At 70.6% G+C, this 17,890-nt stretch carries 18 protein-coding genes; 6 read left to right on the top strand and 12 right to left on the bottom strand.

The annotated features are described in order from the left end of the window. Positions 1 to 34: 34 nt before the first annotated feature. On the top strand, positions 35 to 505 hold the full coding sequence (locus AB0H43_RS37870) for a DUF4870 domain-containing protein (protein ID WP_360008198.1): 471 nt from the start codon (positions 35 to 37) through the stop codon (positions 503 to 505). On the opposite strand, the gene hemW is transcribed toward AB0H43_RS37870, so the two are convergent. After that, entirely contained in the window at positions 498 to 1,709 is a 1,212-nt protein-coding gene (gene hemW, locus AB0H43_RS37865; protein WP_360008195.1) for a radical SAM family heme chaperone HemW, read from the bottom strand. The genes AB0H43_RS37870 and hemW overlap by 8 nt on opposite strands. 52 nt (positions 1,710 to 1,761) lie before the next feature. Here hemW and AB0H43_RS37860 point away from each other — a divergent pair, with 52 nt between their 5' ends. The 3 genes from AB0H43_RS37860 to AB0H43_RS37850 all read left to right on the top strand — a co-directional run bounded on the left by AB0H43_RS37860 (position 1,762) and on the right by AB0H43_RS37850 (position 4,688). Beyond that, positions 1,762 to 2,508, top strand: coding sequence for an enoyl-CoA hydratase-related protein (locus tag AB0H43_RS37860; RefSeq protein ID WP_360008192.1), 747 nt, complete (start codon positions 1,762 to 1,764; stop codon positions 2,506 to 2,508). A 160-nt stretch (positions 2,509 to 2,668) separates the two neighbouring features. Next, positions 2,669 to 3,517, top strand: coding sequence for a hypothetical protein (locus AB0H43_RS37855; protein ID WP_360008186.1), 849 nt, complete (start codon positions 2,669 to 2,671; stop codon positions 3,515 to 3,517). A 262-nt stretch (positions 3,518 to 3,779) separates the two neighbouring features. Beyond that, positions 3,780 to 4,688 (top strand): phytanoyl-CoA dioxygenase family protein, encoded by a 909-nt coding sequence (locus tag AB0H43_RS37850; protein WP_360008183.1) that lies wholly within the window; start codon positions 3,780 to 3,782, stop codon positions 4,686 to 4,688. Between the two features lie 58 nt (positions 4,689 to 4,746). Here the strand turns inward: AB0H43_RS37850 and AB0H43_RS37845 are convergent, their stop codons facing one another. From AB0H43_RS37845 to AB0H43_RS37825, 5 genes are all read right to left on the bottom strand, one after another. After that, complete coding sequence (locus AB0H43_RS37845) at positions 4,747 to 5,604, bottom strand: hypothetical protein (protein WP_360008181.1); 858 nt, start codon at positions 5,602 to 5,604, stop codon at positions 4,747 to 4,749. Positions 5,605 to 5,790: 186 nt separating this feature from the next. Continuing rightward, complete coding sequence (locus AB0H43_RS37840) at positions 5,791 to 6,927, bottom strand: hypothetical protein (protein WP_360008179.1); 1,137 nt, start codon at positions 6,925 to 6,927, stop codon at positions 5,791 to 5,793. A gap of 96 nt (positions 6,928 to 7,023) precedes the next feature. After that, entirely contained in the window at positions 7,024 to 7,452 is a 429-nt protein-coding gene (locus AB0H43_RS37835) for an NUDIX hydrolase (RefSeq protein ID WP_360008176.1), read from the bottom strand. Positions 7,453 to 7,529: 77 nt separating this feature from the next. Continuing rightward, a complete protein-coding gene (gene lepA, locus AB0H43_RS37830) occupies positions 7,530 to 9,407 on the bottom strand; it encodes a translation elongation factor 4 (RefSeq protein WP_360008173.1) in 1,878 nt (625 codons plus the stop codon). Positions 9,408 to 9,687: 280 nt separating this feature from the next. Then, a complete protein-coding gene (locus tag AB0H43_RS37825; protein WP_360008170.1) occupies positions 9,688 to 10,230 on the bottom strand; it encodes a DUF4240 domain-containing protein in 543 nt (180 codons plus the stop codon). Positions 10,231 to 10,298: 68 nt separating this feature from the next. On the opposite strand from AB0H43_RS37825, the gene AB0H43_RS37820 reads away from it, so the two are divergent. Together AB0H43_RS37820 and rpsT are read left to right on the top strand one after the other, a co-directional pair. Next, positions 10,299 to 11,255, top strand: a complete 957-nt coding sequence (locus tag AB0H43_RS37820) for a phosphotransferase (protein WP_360008167.1) — start codon at positions 10,299 to 10,301, stop codon at positions 11,253 to 11,255. A gap of 123 nt (positions 11,256 to 11,378) precedes the next feature. Beyond that, positions 11,379 to 11,648 carry a 30S ribosomal protein S20 gene (gene rpsT / locus AB0H43_RS37815; RefSeq protein WP_360008165.1) on the top strand — a complete coding sequence of 90 codons (270 nt, stop codon included), beginning with the start codon at positions 11,379 to 11,381 and terminating at the stop codon, positions 11,646 to 11,648. 67 nt (positions 11,649 to 11,715) lie between these two features. On the opposite strand, the gene AB0H43_RS37810 is transcribed toward rpsT, so the two are convergent. The 6 genes from AB0H43_RS37810 to AB0H43_RS37785 form a co-directional block, all read right to left on the bottom strand. Continuing rightward, complete coding sequence (locus AB0H43_RS37810) at positions 11,716 to 12,210, bottom strand: hypothetical protein (RefSeq protein ID WP_360008162.1); 495 nt, start codon at positions 12,208 to 12,210, stop codon at positions 11,716 to 11,718. After that, positions 12,207 to 13,226, bottom strand: a complete 1,020-nt coding sequence (gene holA, locus AB0H43_RS37805) for a DNA polymerase III subunit delta (protein ID WP_360008160.1) — start codon at positions 13,224 to 13,226, stop codon at positions 12,207 to 12,209. Before holA ends, AB0H43_RS37810 begins: the two co-directional genes overlap by 4 nt. Before the next feature lie 6 nt (positions 13,227 to 13,232). Next, the gene (locus AB0H43_RS37800) at positions 13,233 to 15,488 is read right to left on the bottom strand and encodes a ComEC/Rec2 family competence protein (RefSeq protein ID WP_360008157.1); all 2,256 of its coding nucleotides are present in this window, start codon (positions 15,486 to 15,488) and stop codon (positions 13,233 to 13,235) included. Beyond that, positions 15,485 to 16,219: a ComEA family DNA-binding protein gene (locus AB0H43_RS37795; protein ID WP_360008154.1), complete on the bottom strand. Its 735-nt coding sequence runs from the start codon at positions 16,217 to 16,219 to the stop codon at positions 15,485 to 15,487. The genes AB0H43_RS37800 and AB0H43_RS37795 overlap by 4 nt, the downstream gene beginning before the upstream one ends. 331 nt (positions 16,220 to 16,550) lie before the next feature. After that, positions 16,551 to 17,390 carry a DegV family protein gene (locus AB0H43_RS37790; RefSeq protein ID WP_360008151.1) on the bottom strand — a complete coding sequence of 280 codons (840 nt, stop codon included), beginning with the start codon at positions 17,388 to 17,390 and terminating at the stop codon, positions 16,551 to 16,553. 34 nt (positions 17,391 to 17,424) lie between these two features. Next, positions 17,425 to 17,865: a hypothetical protein gene (locus AB0H43_RS37785; RefSeq protein ID WP_360008148.1), complete on the bottom strand. Its 441-nt coding sequence runs from the start codon at positions 17,863 to 17,865 to the stop codon at positions 17,425 to 17,427. Positions 17,866 to 17,890: the final 25 nt, after the last annotated feature.

Genomic DNA, 17,890 nt, shown 5'->3' with positions numbered 1-17,890 from the left:
GCGGATATTGATCTGTGGGCTTACCGTGTCGCGCATGAGTGAAACCCCCACCCCTCCGGGGACGCCGGACCCCGAGCCGCCGGCTGCCCCTCAATACGACGCGCCGCCGCCTCCCCCGGTGACGGGCTCCACGCCGCCTCCGCCGGTCGCCGGTCAGGTCGCGCCGGTCGGCTATGCGAACTCCGACGAAAAGACGTGGGCGCTCGTCGCCCATTTCGGTGGCGCCATCACGGGCTTCATCGCGCCGCTGGTCGTGTTCCTGGTCAAGGGCAACGAGTCGCCGACCGTACGCGCGCACTCGGTCGCGGCGCTGAACTTCCAGATCCTCTGGAACATCATCAGCTTCGTGTCGTACATCATCGCGACGTGCCTCGGCTGGCTGATCCTGCCGCTGGTGCTGTTCCTCGTCCCGGTCTTCCCGTTTGTGATCGCGATCATCGCCGGGCTCAAGGCGAACGAGGGCCAGCTGTACAAGTACCCGGCCACCATCGAGCTGATCAAGTAAGCAGCTCGCGGATGACCGCATCCGCCAGGAGACGGCCGCGCAGGGTCAACATCGCGCGGCCGTCGGCATATTCGACATCGTCGAGCAGACCATCGGCCCGCGCGCGCTCGGCTGCCGCCGGACCGTCGTCTCTCAGCTCGGCGAGCGGATAGCCGTCGCGCAGTCGAAGCCGCAGCATCACGTCCTCGACGTACTTGTCGGCGTCGCTCAGCAGCTCCCGGCCGGCCCCGGGCGATTGACCGTCCGCGAGCAGCTTGGCGTAGTGCGCCGGGCGTTTGACGTTCCACCACCGGACTCCGCCGACGTGTGAGTGCGCGCCCGGCCCGACCCCCCACCAGTCGCCGCCGGTCCAGTAGAGCAGGTTGTGCGCGCAGCGGGCCGCCGCCGAGGCCGCCCAGTTCGAGACCTCGTACCAGCCCAGGCCGGCTCCGCTCAACGCGTTCTCCGCGGCCAGGTAGCGGTCTGCGGCCACGTCGTCACTGGGCATCGGCACCTCGCCCCGGCGGATCCGTGCGGCCAGCCGCGTCCCGTCCTCCACGATCAAGGAGTACGCGCTCACGTGGTCGACCCCGGCGGCGACGGCGGCCTGCAGCGAAGCCTCGAAGTCGTCCGCGGTCTCGCCGGGCGTCCCGTAGATGAGGTCGAGGTTGACGTGCTCGAAGCCCGCCTCGCGCGCCTCGGTGGCCGCGGCGGTGGCCCGGCCCGGCGTGTGGCGACGATCCAGCACCCGCAGCACGTGCGCGGCGGCCGACTGCATGCCCAGGGAGATCCGGGTGAAGCCGGCCTTCCGCAGCCGAGCCAATGAGGCCGGGTCGACGGACTCGGGGTTCGCCTCCGTGGTGACTTCGGCTCCGGGCGCGAGGCCCCAGGTCCGGTCGACGGCGTCGAGGAGCCGGGCCAGGTCGTCTGGAGGAAGCAGCGTCGGAGTGCCGCCGCCGACGAAGACCGTCCGAACCGGCCCCGCCTCCGGCAGTACGCGTCGCGCCAGCTCGATCTCGGCCAGCGCCGCGCTGACGTAGTCGCCCTGCGCCAGCCCGCTCTCGGTCGGGGTGTACGTGTTGAAGTCGCAGTAACCACAGCGGCTAGCGCAGAACGGGACGTGGAGGTAGACGCCGAAGTCACGCTCGCGTACGCCGTCGAGCGCCGTCGCGGGCAGCTCGCCGGAGGTCGGGACGGGCTCACCGTCGGGCAGCGTGGCTGGCATGAGTACCAGTCTGCCCCAGCGCTGGACTTGAACGACCGTTAACCTGACGGGCATGGCTCTGATTCAGGCGGTGCACTCCGGCGGGGTGGCCACCATCACGCTCGACAGCCCGGCCAACCGCAACGCGCTGTCCCTCGCCCTGCTGGCGGAGATGACGACGGCCCTGGACGCGGCCGCCGCCGACGACGGCGTACGCCTCGTCGAGCTGCGTCACACCGGTCCGGTGTTCTGCTCGGGGGCCGATCTCAAGGAGACCCAGGCCGGCGACGGCGACGGTTTGCCGGTCGCCCGCCTCGGCGAGGTGCTGGAGGCGCTGGCCGGGCATCCGAAACCGGTGCTGGCGGTGGTCGCCGGTCCGGCCCGTGCGGGCGGGCTGGGCCTGATGGCGGCGGCTGACGTCACGGTCTGCGCCGACACCGCGCACTTCGCCTTCACCGAGGTACGCCTCGGCGTGGTCCCGTCGGTGATCTCGGCGGTCGTCCTGCCCCGGCTGACCTCCCGGGCGGCGTCGGAACTGTTCCTCACCGGTGACGTCTTCGACGGCCCGCGCGCGGAGCAGATCGGCCTGGTCAGTCGTAGCGTGCCCGCCGACGCCCTCGAACCGGCGGCGGCGGCGTTCCGCGAGTCTCTGCTGCGGGGCGGCCCGGACGCGCTGCGGGCGACCAAGCGGCTGCTACGGGAACACCCGATCGGAATGGCTCAGCTGACCGCGTTGTCGGTCAAGCACTTCAGCTCCGCCGAGGGGCGCGAAGGCGTGGCCGCCGCACGGGAGAAGCGCGACCCGTCCTGGCTCCGCTGACGCCCGATGCCCGCCTTCGGCGCGCTCCCCTGGGCGCTGGATCAGGGATCTGGGTCGAATCTTGGGCCAAGATTCGACCGGTATCCCTGATCCAGCGCAACTGAGTCCAGCGCTCCAGAGGGAGGCTGGCGGGAGGTGTTTCGGGGTTAGAGTGGTCGGCGTGACGAGGGCGGCACGCGGGACACTGGTGGGGCTGGTGATCGTCGCCGTGCTGGGCGCGCTCGCGCTCTACTTCGTCGCCAAGGGCGGCTCGCCGTCCTTCCGTCTGCCGCAGTCGGCCGGCTGCAAGGTGTCCGACGCGGAGACCGAGGTCCGGCTGGACCTGACCCAGATGAGCAACGCCGCGACCATCACCGCGGTCGGCATCGGGCGGAAGGTGCCCGATCGGGCGGTCGTCGTCGCGCTGGCCACCGCGTTGCAGGAATCGAAGCTGGAGAACCTCGACGGCGGCGACCGCGACTCGATCGGCCTCTTCCAGCAGCGGCCCAGCCAGGGCTGGGGCACGCCCGACCAGATCGCCGACCCGAGATACGCCGCGAAGAAGTTCTACACCGCCCTGTTGAAGGTCAAGGGCTGGCAGAAGATGCGGGTCACCGAGGCCGCCCAGAAGGTGCAGCGGTCGGCGTACCCGGAGGCATATCAGAAGTGGGCCGACGAGGCCGAGGTGATCGCGAACGCCCTCCTGGGGAAGGTGTCCGCCGCCGTACGCTGCACGCTGCCCGACGGCGACGGCGAGGCGACCGACACCGCCGCGATCGGGTCGCTGGCCGAGGCGATGAAGCTCGATTACGGCACGATCTCGGCCACCGCCGACGACGGGGCGAAGGCGGTGCTCGTCAGCGCGGCCGACGCCACCAAGGGCTGGGCATACGCGCACTGGCTGGTGGCGCGAGCCGCCGATCACCGCGTGGCCAGCGTGACCTTCGCCGGCCGGGTGTGGACCGCGGACTCGGGCGAGTGGAAGCCCGCCGCGGTGAACGACGCCTCCCGCGTGATCGCAGCGCTCTGAGCGGCCCGTGCGGCGTCCCACCACGTGGGAAACCCGGCAGACGGCACCGCCGTGCCTCGAATCCAGCACATCGGACATTTACCGCGAGCCTCATCAACCGCCGGTGACGGCGAATTAGCGCAGCGTAAGCACTGTGCGCAGGAGGCGATCTCGGTCTGAACAACGCCAGGAACGCGAGTTACCATCGCGCTTTGTGTCCGGCCGAGCCCGAGCAGCGGTCCCGACCGGTCCCTCCCAGACCGCTTACCACCCTAGGGGAGACATGGCGAAGAAGGACTACGGCTATGGCCTCACCGGCTACGAGCCGATCAGCGAGGTCGATCGCAAGGAGTTCCACGAGCAGGGCTTCCTGCTGCTGCGCAACGTGCTGACCGAGGAGCACCGGGCCGACCTGGAAGCGGCGGTCGACCGGGTCTACGCCGAGGAGCTGGAGGCGGGCCGGCACAAGGACGGCACCGTTCACCTGCTCGGCTTCCTCAACCGGGACGAGCTGTTCGGCGACCTGCTGACGCACCCCAAGGTCCTTCCGTACATGTGGGGCCTCGCCGGCTGGAACATCTACTCGCACCACAACCACCTCGACGTGACCCCGCCGGCCAAGGAGCCGGAGAAGCCCTACTGGGGCTGGCACCAGGATGGTTACCGGCAGAACTCCGACCCGGAGACGATGGACCCCAACCTGCCGCGGCCGATGTTCTCGCTGAAGATCGCGTACGTGCTCTCCGACCTGTCGGAGACCGGGCGCGGTGCGACCAAGGTGATCCCGGGCAGCCACCTGGTGAACTCGCTGCCCCGCCCGGCCGACCTCTCGGTGCACAACCCCGACCCCGAGGGCACCGTCGAGATCACCGCGAACCCCGGTGACGCGTTCATCTTCGACCGCCGCCAGTGGCACTCCCGGTCGACGAACCTCTCCACGATCACGCGGAAGATGCTGTTCGTCGGCTACACCTACCGCTGGATCCGCCACCTGGACGCGATCGACTTCGACCCCAACGGCGAGTGGTACGCCAACCGCACCCCCGTGCAGCGTCAGCTGCTCGGCGAGGCGCCGCACTCGGCGAACTACTGGGGCATCAACTGGGACGGTTACATCGACGACGAGATCCCGCTGCGCAAGGAGCTGAAGGAGCGGGGGCTGCTCGACCGCTCCATCCCCTGGCTGCGCTGACCGAACTGAACATGAGAACGGGGGCCCCGCCGGGGCCCCCGTTTCGCGTCTAGGTGACCTACTCGTAGATGGCGTGCGGCGGTACGCAGCCGCCGAGCACGTTCGCCGGGCTGTTGATCGCCGGCGACAGGCCCACGAGGGAGATCAGCGAGTCCTGCTCGCAGACCTGCAACGGCAGGACGTCCAGCACGACGTTGCTGAGCAGCGGAATGTCCGCCTGCGGCTCGCGTACGCTGATCTTGTTGTTGCTGTCGCGGCAGGTGCCCGTGACGGTGGTCGGCGAGTCGAAGCCGGCCGAGACGCCCAGCCCCATGACGGCGGTGGAGCCGCAGACCTGCCAGGCGGCCGCGTTGACGACCGAGCCGGACAGCAGGGAGACGAGGCTGTTCGGGCCGCCCAGGTTCTTGCCGTCGGTGATCTGCGTGTTGGCGTTGTCGCAGTCGCCTACGACGGTCGCCGGGGAGTTGACCGCCGCCTGGAGGCCGACGCCGGCCACCACGTTGGAGCCGCAGACCTGCCACGGCAGGGCGTTGACCGACGTGTCGTCCAAAATGGAGATGACGCCCGGCCCGGTGTCCTGCTTGAGCCGGACGTTGGCGTTGGTGCAGTCGCCCAGCTGCGTGTGCGGCGTACCCGAGGTGACCACCGCGCCGGGGCCGGCGACCGCGTTCGAGCCGCAGATCTGCCACGCGGCCGCGTTGATCGAGGAGCCCGTGCCGATCGTGATGAGCGGCTGGAAGAACGGCTCGCCCACCTTGTCCAGCGCCTTCGCGGCACCGGTGGTCGCGGTGGCGGTCGTGACGGACGCGTCGCCGTGCTGCGTCGCCAAGCCGGGCGCCGCGGCGGCGGGTGCGCCGATCGCGGCCACGGTCGCGAGCGCGCCGACGGCGACCGCCCCCACCTTTCTCACCTGCATGGTCACTCCTCGTACTGGAGATTGGTCCAAATAAAGTGGACAAATGCTTCTAAATGCTGCAAACACTGCACTTTGGGTAACGACCCGAAGCTGATCTCGTTACCGCGTACCAGTCCGGACATGGGAGTGGGGCGGATCCTCAAGATCCGCCCCACAGGGAACTGTCCGCGTACGCCGAACCCGACGTCAGTCGATGATCGTGTCGGCGTTGTGGCAGGCGCCGAAGACCGTGGTGCTCGACTGCAGGGCGACGGTGCCGCCGACACCCGCGACCGAGTTGGAGCCGCAGATCTGCCACGGCGCCACGTTGATCGAGGTGTTGTCCAGGACGGAGATGACCGAGGTCGGGTCGTCCTGGGTGATCTTCACGGTCGCGTTGCGGCAGTCGCCGAAGACCGCGTCGGGCGAGCTGCTGACGACGGTGCCGCCGACGCCGGCCACGACGTTGGAGGCGCAGACCTGCCAGCTGGCGGCCTGGACCGCCGAGCCGTCACCGACGGTCGCCAGCGACTGGGGCTCGACGTCCCACGGCGCACCCCAGCCCATGCCGGCCTTGGGCGACGCCGCCGCCGTCCGGACGACGTGCATCTTCTTGTTCAGCAGGGCGTCCTTGCGGGCGCTGAAGGCGGCGCGGACCACGTCGGTCTGGTCGCCGCCGACACCGGCCAGCTTGGCGGCGAGCTGCTGCCGCTTGGCCGCGACGCGCTGCTGCTTGGCCTGCTGCTTGGCGGCCTTGAAGGCCGCCTTCTGCTGCGCGGTCGGCTTGGTACGCGCGGTGGCGACCGTGCCGGCCTCGGTGTAGTTGCCGTCGGGGCCGCTGATCACGATGTTCGAGTTGTCGCAGCCGCCCAGCACGGTCGCCGGGGTCTGGAGCGCGACCGTGCCGCCGACGCCCGCGACGCCGTTCGAGCCGCAGAACTGCCACGACGCGGCGGCGATCGCCGTGTCGTTCAGCGCGCCGATGACCGGCGGAACGGTGTCCTGCTTCAGCCAGATGTTGGCGTTGGTGCAGCCGTCGAGCACGGTGGTCGGGCTGCTGGAGTTGATGACCCCGCCGACGCCGGCCATGACGTTGGACGCACAGATCTGCCACGCGGCGGCGTTCGCGACGGAACCGGTGCCGGCGGAGACCAGGGACTGCTGCGGGCCATCCCACGGGGCCTGCCACATGTCACGGGCAGCGCCGAGGAAGGGCGAGGCGACCTCACGCATCGACTGCGCCTTGGCCTCGGTGGTGTGGGCGGAAGCGGCGGCGGGAGCACCGATCACCGCGACGGTCGCGAGCGCGCCAAAGGCAACAGCTCCGGCCTTCTTAATCTGCATTGTCACTCCTTGTGCACATAGGTCCGCTTCAGCCCCGGCAATTCGGGCGAAAGCGGCAAACACTGCACTTGGGGTAACGATGGGTTGACGCCGACGTTACTCAGCGAACTGATCTTTTCTACAAAGGATCTGGACGGCGTCTGTGAGCGCGCGGTCCATCGTGCCGAACGCCATGGGAGGTGGTGTCACCAGCGAAAACCAGGCCAGCTCCGACGATTCCTCGGGGTCCAGCGTGATCTCGCCGCCGGGCAACCGGGCCAGCCAGAAGCAGTCCAGCACCGGCAGCAGCTCGTCCTGGAACAGGTAGCTCCCCACGTACATCCCGACGAAGTCGCCCAGGACGACGTCCACACCGAGTTCCTCGCGGCCCTCGCGGATCGCGGCCTCCGCCGGCTCCTCCCAGCCGTCGCAGAACCCGCCGGGCGTCTCCCACAGCCCCGCCTGCGGGTCGCGGGCCCGTTTCAGGGCCAGGAACCTCCCCGCGCCGTCGTGCACGATCAGGCTCGCGGTGGGTCTCGCATTCACATACAGCTGGTACGCACAACGCCCACACGTGCTCGGCGGGGCGGCTTGGAGGGCCGCCCCGCATCGTGGGCAGAACATCACTTGCGCCCGGACTTGCCGGACGAGTCACCACTGTCCGACGTCGACAGCGCGGCGATGAAGGCCTCCTGCGGCACCTCGACGCGGCCGACCATCTTCATGCGCTTCTTGCCTTCCTTCTGCTTCTCCAGCAGCTTGCGCTTCCGGGTGATGTCACCGCCGTAGCACTTGGCCAGCACGTCCTTGCGGATGGCGCGGATCGTCTCGCGGGCGATGATCCGGGAGCCGATGGCCGCCTGGATCGGCACCTCGAACTGCTGCCGCGGAATCAGTTCGCGCAGCTTCGCGGCGATGGTCGTGCCGTACGTGTAGGCCTTGTCCTTGTGGACGATCGCGGAGAAGGCGTCGACCGTCTCCCCCTGCAGCAGGATGTCCACCTTGACCAGGTCGGCCGACTGCTCGCCGGACGGCTCGTAGTCGAGGCTGGCGTACCCCTTGGTCCTGGACTTGAGCTGGTCGAAGAAGTCGAAGATGATCTCGCCGAGCGGCAGCACGTAGCGCAGCTCGACGCGGTCCGCGGACAGGTAGTCCATGCCTTGCAGCGTGCCGCGGCGACCCTGGCAGAGTTCCATGATCGCGCCGACGTAGTCGTTGGGCGCGAGGACCGTGACCCGGGCGACCGGCTCGAAGACCTCGGCGACCTTGCCCACCGGGTACTCGCTGGGGTTGGTGACGACGACCTCCTTGCCGTCCTCCAGCAGCACGCGGTAGACCACGTTGGGTGCGGTGGCGATGAGGTCGAGGCCGAACTCCCGCTCGAGCCGCTGCTGGATGATCTCCAGGTGCAGCAGGCCGAGGAAGCCGACGCGGAAGCCGAAGCCCAGCGCCGCCGACGACTCCGGCTCGTAGACCAGCGCGGCGTCGTTCAGCTTGAGCTTGTCCAGCGCCTCACGCAACGCCGGGTAGTCCGAGCCGTCGATCGGGTAGAGCCCCGAGTACACCATCGGCTTGGGGTCTTTGTAGCCGCCGAGCGACTCCTTGGCCGGCTTGGCGTTGATCGTGACCGTGTCACCGACTCGCGACTGGCGTACGTCCTTCACGCCGGTGATGAGGTAACCCACCTCGCCCACGCCGAGCGCACCCGACTTCACCGGCTCCGGCGAGATGACGCCCAGCTCCAGCAGCTCGTGCACCGCGCCGGTGGACATCATGCGGATCCGGTCGCGCGCCTCGATGCGGCCGTCGACGACCCGGACGTAGGTCACCACACCGCGGTAGATGTCGTAGACGGAGTCGAAGATCATGGCCCGCGCGGGCGCGGCGGCGTCGCCGATCGGCGTCGGCAGCCGCCGCACGATCTCGTCCAGCAGATGCGGTACGCCGACTCCGGTCTTGCCCGAGACCTTCAGGACCTCGTCGGGCAGGCAGCCGACCAGGTTCGCCAGCTCCTCGGCGTACTTCTCCGGCTGGGCCGCCGGCAGGTCGATCTTGTTCAGCACCGGGATGATCGTGAGGTCGTTCTCCATGGCCAGATAGAGGTTGGCCAGCGTCTGCGCCTCGATCCCCTGCGCGGCGTCGACCAGCAGGATCGCGCCCTCGCAGGCGGCCAGGCTGCGGGAGACCTCGTAGGTGAAGTCGACGTGCCCCGGGGTGTCGATCATGTTGAGGACGACCGTCTCGCCGGTCCGCTCCCCCTCCCGCACGGTCCACGGCATGCGGACCGCCTGCGACTTGATCGTGATGCCGCGCTCCCGCTCGATGTCCATGCGGTCGAGGTACTGGGCCCGCATCTGGCGCGGGTCGACCACCTCGGTCAGCTGCAACATCCGGTCGGCCAGCGTTGATTTGCCATGGTCGATGTGTGCGATGATGCAGAAGTTCCGGATGGCACCGGGGTCGGTGGTACCGGGCTGGTTCACACCGGGCGTCGGAGGCACGGATCGTCCGTTTCGTCGTCAGATGGGATGGGGCTGCGGCTGCAGCTCGCCTCTATGATCCCATGCTCCCGGGTCGTCTCCCACGGGCCGCCGTTTTTGCCGCTGGATCAGGGTTCGCGGTCGAATCTTGGTCCAAGATTCGACCCGGAACCGTGATCCGGCGGCGGCGGCGTGCTGTGCGGGCGCGGTGCGGTGCGGGCGCGGTGCGGCGCGGGCGCGGTGCGGTGCGGTGCGGTGCGGCGCGGTTCGGTGCGGCGCGGTGCGGCGCGGTGCGGCGCGGTCAGCAGCGGCAACCCTCGTTCGCCGGCCAGCCCAGGAAGAGTGCGGCCAGCCGCGGCAGTCGCGCGCGCATGATCAGGTCGTTGTCGACCTCGGGCCGCTCCCCGACCGGCTCGCCCTGGTTCCGCAGCTCGACCCCGCACGCCTCGGCCACGGCGTCCCCGACCAGCTCGGCGTAGATCGCGCTGTCGTCGTCCCAGTCGGCCGCCTCGGCCACGACGGGGTGCCCGGCGAGCGCGTCCGGATCGGCCAGCGCCTTGGCGTACCAGGCTTCGCCGGTGGCGATCAGGCCGAAGCGGAAATCCTCGAAGCCGCCGAGATCACAACCGCCCCCGATCAGGTAGGCGGCGGCGTACAGGTCCCAGCGCAGCGCAGCCGTGCTCACCTGGGCGAAGATCTGCCCGAACGCGGTGCGCCCATCCGCCGGCAGGCTCCCGAGCCGCGCGGTCAGCGCCTTCGCGAGCGCCTCGCCGTCCTGGCCGATCTCGCCGTCGACATCGGATCGCGCGGCGTCGATCACGCCCCAGAACTCGTCCAGCTCCACGGTCGCCTCCTCGGTCTCCTCGTTTAACGACTCGCGCCCGGTCGCGGCTCTGCGGGACCATTCCGGGCATGATCCCGTACACCGAGACCGCTCAGCGGCCCGACTGGGAACAGCTGCCGGAGACGCTGCGTATCGCGATCGCGGATCGGCTCGGCGGTGAGGTCGCGTCCGCGCGGGTCGCCCGAAGCGGCTTCACCCAAGGCTTCGCGGCGGTCCTCACCACGGTGGCCGGGATCCGCGCCTTCGTCAAGGCCGCGCCCCTCGATCTCGCACCGGCCGAGTGGTACGCGAAAGAGGCGCGGATCACCGAGGCGTTGCCGGTCGGCGTACCGGCGCCCCGGGTGCGCTGGACGGCGGAACCGGCGGGGTACTTCGTGATCTGCCTCGACGCTGTGGACGGCGCTCGCATGCCGGCGCTGCCGTGGCGGCCGGCCGAGCTGACCGCCGCGCTGACCGCGTACGCCCAAGCGGCGGTGTCGTTGTCCCCGATGCCCGCCAGTCTGGCGGAGTTCGCCCCGGAGTCCTTCAGCGCCGTCATGGACGGCACCCTGGGCCGTTGGGCGGCCGTCCTGTCCGGCACCGAGCAGCTACCGGACCCGGGGATGGAGCCGCACCTCGCCGAGCTGGCCCGGTTGGAGCGACGGCTGCTGGACTACGGCGACGCGATGCCGGGTGTCATGCACTGCGATTTGCGGGCGGACAACGTGATCCTGGACACCGCCGGTGCGGCGTGGATCTGCGACTGGAACCATCTGTGCCGGGGTCCGGCCTGGCTCGACCTGGTCAGTCTGTTGATCTCCGCCGTGCCCGATCACGACGTCGATACGCTGTTCGCGACGCATCCCGCCGCGGCGGACGCCCCGGCCGACGCGCTCGACGCGACGCTGGCCGGCCTCGCCGGGTACTACCTGACGCAGGGTCTGCGGCCGGAGATCCCGACCTCCCCCTACGTGCGGACCCACCAGCGACACTGCGGCCGGCTGGCGATAGACTGGTTGGCGAGACGCCGGGACTGGCGCTGGTGACCTAGTCCGCCCAAGCTGTGCTCCGCTTTGGCTGACCAAGGCCGCGCCTGTTAACCTGGCACGTCGAACTTTTGTGTCCCCGCTTCAGCGGGGTTGATGCCCCGATTTAGGAGAGGCTGACACGTGGCCAACATCAAGTCGCAGATCAAGCGCAACCGCCAGAACGAGAAGGCGCGGCTGCGGAACAAGGCGGTCAAGTCTTCGCTGAAGACGGCGATCCGCAAGTTCCACGAGGCGACCGAGGCCGGCGACACCGCCAAGGCCTCGGAGCTCATGGTCGCCGCTTCCCGTCAGCTCGACAAGGCGGTCAGCAAGGGCGTGATCCACAAGAACCAGGCGGCGAACCGCAAGTCGTCGATCGCCAAGCGGCTGAACACCGCCGCCGCGGCCTGACGCCCCTTTCAGCGACGAAGCCCGCTGCCGATTCGGCGGCGGGCTTTCGCTTACCCGGCTCCCGTGATCAGTCGTAGCGGTGGGCGGCGGACTGGCGACGGCGCGCCTGGCTCGAGCGCACCTCGTCCGGGGCGGCCAGGCCGGCGTACGGCTGGGGCACGGCCGCTCGGCCGACGGCGGGCGGCTCCTCCGGGAAGTCCTCGCCGACCGGCTGCGCGGGAACGATGTCGGCATCCTCGGCCGCCTTCCGCCGGGCCGCTTTCGCCTCGCGTTTGGCCGCCCGCCGGGTGGCGCTGCGAACCGCCGCCCGAGCCTGCGCGCGGGCCGCCGAGCGTACGCCGAATCCCGCGATCAGATCGTTGATCTTCACCATGATCGCGATCGCGGCCGGGAGCACCACGACCGCCCACCACGTCACCAGCTCGGCGAGGGCGAGCAGGGTGGCGAGCGCGATCGCGCCTTCGAAGAAGAAGAAACACAGCAGGCCGCTCGGCCGGATGTACTGCAGGCCCAGAACCCGGGCATAGAACGGACGATCCTTCGCGCGTACGTCGGCGATCATCGTCCGCTCCGGGCCGCCGCCATCGCCATGATGGCCCGCTCCAGGGCGTACCCGCGATCGTCGGAGCCGCCCTTGACCTCGGCGTTGCACACGGCGGCGGCGGCCATCGCGTCGACGAGACCTTCCGGGGTCCAGCCCCGGGCCATCCGCTGCGCCTTCTCGATCTTCCAGGCGGGCATGCCGAGCTTGCTCGCCAGCTGGTACGCGTTTCCGCCGCGACCGGCCGAGGCGACCCGGGCGACGGTGCGTACGCCGTCGGCCAGCGCGTCGGCGATCGGGACCGGGTCCACGCCCGTGGCCAGCGCCCAGCGCAGCGCCTCCAGTGCGGCCGGAACGTCGCCCGCGACGGCGGCGTCGGCCACGGCGAATCCACTGACCTCGGCGCGGCCCTTGTAGTACCGCTGCACGACGTCGAGTTCGATGCGGCCGTTCGTGTCGGCCATCAGCTGATGGCAGGCGGCCGCCAGTTCCCGGAGGTCGTTGCCGACCGCGTCGAGCAGCGCTTCGGCCGCCTCACCGCTGCATTTGCCGCCGAGCCGGCGGATCTCGGAGCGGATGAAGTCGACCTTGTCAGCGTGCCGGGTCACCTTGGCCGCCAGCGCCACCTCTGCCCCGGCCTGCTTCAGCCCGTCGGCCAGGGCCTTGCCTTTGGCTCCCCCGGCGTGGCAGATCACCAGCGACGCCCCCGGATCGGCGTTGGCCGCGTACGCCAGCAGCGCCGCCGTCAGATCCTTCTTCGCGTCTTGTCCGTTGTAGACGATCACCACCGGGCGACCGCCGAACAGCGACGGGCTCAACGCGCCCGCCAGCTCACCCGGAAGGAGATCGCTGCCCTGGAATTCGCTGACCGACGCGACCGGATCGTCCTGTCTGACCGCTTCCACTACTTGGTTGACGGCGCGGGTGGCCAACAACTCTTCGTCACCGAGAACCAACAGCAGCGCGGGAGCACTCACACCGCAATACTCGCATGCCGACGGCCATGATCCGCTCACTCGTCGGGGTGGGCGGCACATCCGTATTCACGACCGCGGTGTCACGGTGAGTTCACCAGCGTCGATGGCGATCGCGATGTCGCCCGCCTGGTCCGTACGCACGACACGCGCGCCGCCACGGGCCAGGCTCGCCAGGACAGCCGGGTTCGGATGCCCGTAGTCGTTGCCGGCACCCACGCTGACCAGCGCAATCGCCGGTGCGACGGCGGTCAGGAAGGCCGGATCCTGGAACGCCGAGCCATGGTGCGCGACTTTGAGGACGTCGGCCCGGCCGGCCCCGGCGGTCACGAGCTCCTGCTGCTCCTCGACCTCGGCATCGCCCGTGAGCAGCACCGACGTTCCCCCGAACGAGACGCTCAGCACAACCGAGTTGTTGTTCGGATCCGACCTCGTGCCGTGTAAGGGAGTCACCGGGCCGACGACCGTCATCGTCAGCGGGCCGATGCGGCGTACCTCGCCGGGGGCGGCCATCGCCACCGGCGAGCCGGCGGCGGCCGCCGCCGCGAGCACCCCCGTGCGCCCCTCCGCCGGTTCCGGCCAGGCGGGCGTGAGGACGGCGGAGACGCGACGACCCTGGAACACCCCGGCGACGCCGCCGACGTGGTCGGCGTGGAAATGGCTGATCACCAGCAACGGGACCGTCGTGATGCCCAGCCGGTCGAGGCAGCCCGCCACCGCCGACGGCTCCGGACCGGCGTCCACGACGACCGCCTCGCCTTCCTGCGTACGCAGCACCGTCGCGTCGCCCTGGCCGACGTCGCAGGCCACGAGGAACCAGCCCGTCGGCGGCCACCCCGGCGCAAGGACGCGTACCGGTGTCGCGCCCAGCACGGCCGCGACGGTCACGACCAGGACGACGCGCCGGACCTTGGCGCTGCGGAAACCGATCAGCGCCAGGACGGTCAACCCGGTCAGGAGCAGTGCGCCCGGCGTACCACTGGGCCAGGGCAGAGCGGCTCCCGGCAAGCCGGCGGCGACCCGCGCGACCGTGACCAGCCACGCGGCCGGATAGCTCGCCAGCCAGGCGGCGAACTGCGCGCCCGGCGGCCAGATCGGCGACAGGCCGGCGGCCAGGACGCCGAGCACGGTGGCCGGTGCGACCGCAGCCGTGGCCAGCAGATTCGCGGGAATCGCGATGAGGCTGACCGAGCCGGACAGGGCCGCGATCACCGGTGCGCAGGCGACCTGGGCGGCGGCCGGGACCGCGAGCGCCTCGGCCGCGATCCGGGGCATCCGGCGCTGCAACGCGTCGCGCCAGCCGGGCGCGAGGAGCAGCAGTCCGGCGGTGGCGCAGACGCTCAACGTGAATCCGGCGTCGGCGGCCAATTCCGGATCCACCACCACCAGGATCGCGACGGTCGCGGACAACGCGGGAAGCGCTGCCCGGCCGCGCCCGGTGGCCAAGGCCGCCAGCGCGAGGCTGCCCATCACTGCGGCCCGCAGGACGCTCGGCGACGGCCGGGCCAGGATGACGAACCCGGCCACGCCCAGTACGCAGGCCGCCGCGCAGATCGCCGGGCTCGCCCGGCACGCCTTGAACAGGAGTAGCAGGCAGCCGATCACGATCGCGACGTTCGAGCCGGAGACGGCTGTCAGGTGCGTCATCCCCGCCGCTTTGAAGTCCTCCTGGACCTCTGGTGGCAGCCGTGACGTGTCGCCGACGACCAACCCGGGCAACAGGCCGCCCCGGCGCGGTTCCAGTCCTTCGCACGCCCGCTGAAGTCCGGTACGCAGACTCCCGGCCGCACGTTGGACCCAGGGTGCGCGGCCGATGACCTTCAGCGGCCGATTCACCGCCAGGACCGCCGCTTTGAGGTCGCCTCCCCGGGCCGGGCCGAGCCGGCCGGTGACCGTCAGGCGCTGGCCCGGCAGGAGTGCCCGCCAATCGCCGTCGCCACTGGCGATGAGCAGCACCGGAACGTCGAGATCCAGGTCGTCCGCCCGGGTGAGGTCGGCGTCGATCAAGAAGGAGGGCGTACGCCCCGGCAGCATTCGCGGATCGTCGCGGACGACCACCTCCGCCGTGATCGTCGCCCGGTCACTGACGAGCCGCGTGACCGTCGGATCGTCGCGGATCGCCAGTCGAGCGGCGGTCGCGCCCGCGCCCAACGCCACCCCGATCAACGCCAGGCAGAGGACTCTTTTGCGCCGCGCAATCGCGGCTGCCATCGCGGCGCCGGTCGTGAGCACGAGCGCGACTCGCAGGCTGGTGAGCAACGCGGCGTACGCCGCCAGCCAGCATCCGAGGGCGAGCGGAGCCAACCGCAGATCCCGGCCGGTCACACCGTCACCAAATCCTTGAGCTGCTCGAACTTGGCGTCGCCGATGCCCTCGACCTGCCTCAGCTCACCGACGTTCCGGAAGCCGCCCTTGCGATCCCGGTACGCCACGATCCGCTCAGCGAGGACGGGACCGACCCCGGGCAGGGCGTCGAGCTGGGCAGCGGTCGCGGTGTTGAGGTTCACCTTGCCGTCGGCGGCCGTCCCGGGGCCGGCGGTGTTCGCCGGTACGCCGACGGTGATGAGTTCGCCGTCGGTGACCTTCCGGGCGAGATTCACGGTGGACAGATCCGTCCCGGGGAGTACGCCACCCGCCGCTTCGATCGCGTCCGCGACCCGCGCCCCGGCCGGCAGCCGGACGAGTCCGGGGAACTTCACCTTCCCCGACACGGCCACGACGACCATCCCCGTCTCCTTCGCCTGCGTGGTTTCCGCAGTCGAAGGGGCGGGGGCGACCGGTTCGGCATGCGGGCGGGAGAACCAGGCGTACGCCGCCGCCGCGAGGACGACCACCGCCGCGATCGCGGCGATCGCCTTCAGACCTGGACGGCCCGGGTCGAACGCGGCGGTGAGACTGGGCTTGGGCTCGCGGCGATTGGGTTCCGCCGCGCGACTGCCCGGCTCCGCTGAGTGACTCGTCAGCTCGGGGCGGCTGTTCGGCTCGGGGCGGGTCAACGGTTTGCCAACGAGGGCGGCCAGCCGGCCTCGGGCATCGGGTTCGTCGGGCTGGGTCACGCGGCGACGCTAGGCGCTCCGGCGCCCGCCTGGCGCATCGATGAACGCCTCTTCTGTGGGCATCGGCGCGATGTGGACAAGCCGCCCGATTACGCGGCGGCCCGCCCGTCCGCGCGGAGCGCCGCGGCCGCGGCCCGCCCGTCCGCGCGGAGCGCCGCGGCTTCGTCCCGCGCGGAGCGCCGCGGCCGCGTCCAGCCGTCTACGCGTAGCGCCGCGGCCGCGTCCGGCGGAGCGCTTCGTGATCTCCGGACGGCTGCGCACCTTATCGCGCCAAGATCAGGTACCTGGGCCTCCGGAGATCATCACGCGGATCCGGCGCCGCGGCGCGGGGTCAGCGGTGGACGATCACTCCGACGACGCCCGGCCCGACATGCGCCCCGATCACCGCGCTGACCTCGGTCGTGTAGAGGGCACGCAGCCGGTCGCCCAGCCGTTCCCGGACGGTCGCGGCGATCTGCTCAGCGCGTTCCGGGGTGTCGAGGTGCTGCACCGCGACGTCGACCTCGGCTTCGTCTCCGGCCGCGGCCACCGCCAGTTCGACCAGGCGGTCCAACGCCCGGGACGTCGTGCGTACGCGATCGCGGGAGACGATCGAACCGTCGACGACGTGCAGGATCGGCTTGACCGCCAACGCCGTCCCGAACAGGGCGGACGCCGCTCCGATGCGGCCACCCCGGCGCAGGTGTTCGAGGGTGTCCACGACGAAGTACGTCTCGGTACGCGTCACCGCCGTCGTCGTCGCGGCGGCCACGTCGTCCACGGAGCCACCCGATTCGGCTGCCTGGAAGGCTGCCAACACGGGGAATCCCAGACCCATCGCGGTCGACCGGGAGTCGACGACGCGTACGCGGCCGTCGAACTGCCGCGCCGCCAGTTCGGCGGACTCGTGCGTACCGGAGAGGGCGGCCGACAGGTGGACGGAGACCACACCGGACGCCCCACCGTCCAGCAGAGCCTGGTACGCCGCGGCGAACTCCGCCGGGGCCGGCCGGGAGGTCGTGACGCTGAGCTTGGGATTACGCAGGGCGGCGGCCACCTCGGCTGAGGAGACCTCCACGCCTTCGGCGCGGGCGACGCCGTCGATCACCACGGCCAGCGGAACGACCCGGATCCGGTCGGCGAACTCCGCGGGCAGGCCCGCCGTCGAGTCGGTGACCAGAGCGATCGTCATGCAGCGAACGGTAGCCGATCAACCTGGACGATGGTCAGAGACGTTCTGCCGACGCGACCTCGAACGGAGTGCCGATCTGGCAGATCGTCGCGATGTCGTCGCGCACCCGGCCGGTCACGCGTACGCGGGCGCCCGGAGTCAGCACGTCGAGGTCGGCAGTGCCGATGAGCTGGTAAGTCTTGCCGGTGTCGCTGTTCAGCCCGAGGCACCCGCCCTCGACTTCGGACTTGACGACGGTCCCGGTCAGCACCGTGCCCGCCTTCGGTGACGCGGGCTGCTTGGTGGACGGCAGCAGCCGGCTCGGTGTGGGCGAACCCACGCCGGGCGACGGGCTGCCCACTCCGGTCGAAGGAGAGGCCGCGCTGCTCGGAGACGCGGCGGACGACGTCGACGAGGAGGCGGACGGTGTCCCCGAGGAGCAACCGGCGAGGAACGTCGCCGCCATCGCGCCGATCGCGAGGTATCGAGCCACCATTCGCTCAATGTAACGCAGTCGGTGC

Origin of the sequence: Hamadaea sp. NPDC050747, from assembly GCF_040654195.1 — a bacterium.
In the GTDB taxonomy this organism is placed as follows: Bacteria; Actinomycetota; Actinomycetes; order Mycobacteriales; family Micromonosporaceae; genus Hamadaea.
The sequence above is the reverse complement of the archived record's forward strand: the minus strand, read 5'-3'. Positions and strand labels throughout refer to the sequence as shown.

Excerpts from the sequence above, each read along its gene's own strand:
- AB0H43_RS37845 (WP_360008181.1), bottom strand. The coding sequence starts at position 5,604 with ATGCAGGTGAGAAAGGTGGGGGCGGTCGCCGTCGGCGCGCTCGCGACC.
- AB0H43_RS37870 (WP_360008198.1), top strand. The coding sequence starts at position 35 with ATGAGTGAAACCCCCACCCCTCCGGGGACGCCGGACCCCGAGCCGCCG.
- AB0H43_RS37850 (WP_360008183.1), top strand. The coding sequence starts at position 3,780 with ATGGCGAAGAAGGACTACGGCTATGGCCTCACCGGCTACGAGCCGATC.
- AB0H43_RS37860 (WP_360008192.1), top strand. The coding sequence starts at position 1,762 with ATGGCTCTGATTCAGGCGGTGCACTCCGGCGGGGTGGCCACCATCACG.
- AB0H43_RS37810 (WP_360008162.1), bottom strand. The coding sequence starts at position 12,210 with ATGATCGCCGACGTACGCGCGAAGGATCGTCCGTTCTATGCCCGGGTT.
- holA (WP_360008160.1), bottom strand. The coding sequence starts at position 13,226 with ATGTGCCGCCCACCCCGACGAGTGAGCGGATCATGGCCGTCGGCATGC.
- AB0H43_RS37820 (WP_360008167.1), top strand. The coding sequence starts at position 10,299 with ATGATCCCGTACACCGAGACCGCTCAGCGGCCCGACTGGGAACAGCTG.
- AB0H43_RS37785 (WP_360008148.1), bottom strand. The coding sequence starts at position 17,865 with ATGGTGGCTCGATACCTCGCGATCGGCGCGATGGCGGCGACGTTCCTC.
- AB0H43_RS37790 (WP_360008151.1), bottom strand. The coding sequence starts at position 17,390 with ATGACGATCGCTCTGGTCACCGACTCGACGGCGGGCCTGCCCGCGGAG.
- hemW (WP_360008195.1), bottom strand. The coding sequence starts at position 1,709 with ATGCCAGCCACGCTGCCCGACGGTGAGCCCGTCCCGACCTCCGGCGAG.
- AB0H43_RS37840 (WP_360008179.1), bottom strand. The coding sequence starts at position 6,927 with ATGCAGATTAAGAAGGCCGGAGCTGTTGCCTTTGGCGCGCTCGCGACC.